Origin of the sequence: Paracoccus sp. MKU1 (assembly GCF_001447385.1) — a bacterium.
Classification (GTDB): domain Bacteria; phylum Pseudomonadota; class Alphaproteobacteria; order Rhodobacterales; family Rhodobacteraceae; genus Paracoccus.
In genome coordinates this window covers 1-990 of the sequence record NZ_LLWQ01000237.1, presented here as the reverse complement: position 1 = coordinate 990, position 990 = coordinate 1, and the positions used below count along the sequence as shown (strand labels likewise).

Below are 990 nucleotides of genomic sequence, written 5' to 3'. Positions count from 1 at the left end.
CGCCGATGCGGAACGGCGCCTCGATCCCCATCGCCAGCCCCGCCGGGCCGCCGCAGACGATCACCACGTCGTAATCCATCGACTCGCGTGCAATTTCGGACATGGCGGGGGGTTCTCCTGGCTGGCGGATGGGCTTGCGGCACGGGGTCGGGGGGCTCTGCCCCCGCGCCCCTGCGGCCCCTCGACCGGGCCTCAGGGGCGCTCCCCCGGAGTATTTGGACAGCGGAGAAAGCGCTCAGAGCTTGCCGGTGAGTTCCGGGACGACGGAGAACAGGTCGCCGACCAGGCCGTAATCGGCGATCTGGAAGATCGGCGCCTCCTCGTCCTTGTTGATCGCCACGATCACCTTGCTGTCCTTCATCCCCGCCAGGTGCTGGATGGCGCCCGAGATGCCCACCGCGACGTAAAGCTCGGGGGCGACGACCTTGCCGGTCTGGCCGACCTGCCAGTCGTTCGGCGCRTAGCCRCTGTCCACCGCCGCCCGCGAGGCGCCCACCGCGGCGCCGAGCTTGTCGGCCAGCTCTTCGATGATCGCGAAGCTCTCCTTCGAGCCGAGGCCCCGGCCGCCCGAGACCACGCGCYTGGCCGAGGTCAGCTCGGGGCGGTCGCTCTCGGCCACCTCGTCGGCCACCCAGGAGGACAGGCCGGGATCGGCGGCGGCGGCGGTCTCGGTGACCGGGGCRCTGCCGCCTTCGCCCGCCGCGTCGAAGCTGGCGGTGCGGATGGTGAAGACCTTCTTCGCGTCCYKCGACTTCACCACCTGGATGGCGTTGCCGGCATAGATCGGCCGCTCGAAGGTCTCGGCGTCGAGGATGGCCGAGACATCCGACAGCACCATCACGTCGAGCAGCGCCGCGACGCGGGGCATGACGTTCTTGGCATCGGTGGTCGCAGGCGCGGCGATGTGGTCGTAATCGCCGGCCAGGCCCACGATCAGCGCCGCGGTCGGCTCGGCCAGGCGGTGGCCGTAGAGCGGGGCCTCGGCCACCA

The 990-nt window shown here is 70.9% G+C and carries 1 protein-coding gene; it reads right to left on the bottom strand.

Features of this window, described 5'->3' with window-relative positions; translation table 11 throughout:
- Positions 1-235: 235 nt before the first annotated feature.
- Positions 236-990 (bottom strand): electron transfer flavoprotein subunit alpha/FixB family protein (locus tag AQY21_RS27075; protein WP_058100675.1); only part of this gene is annotated, 755 nt, incomplete at its 5' end.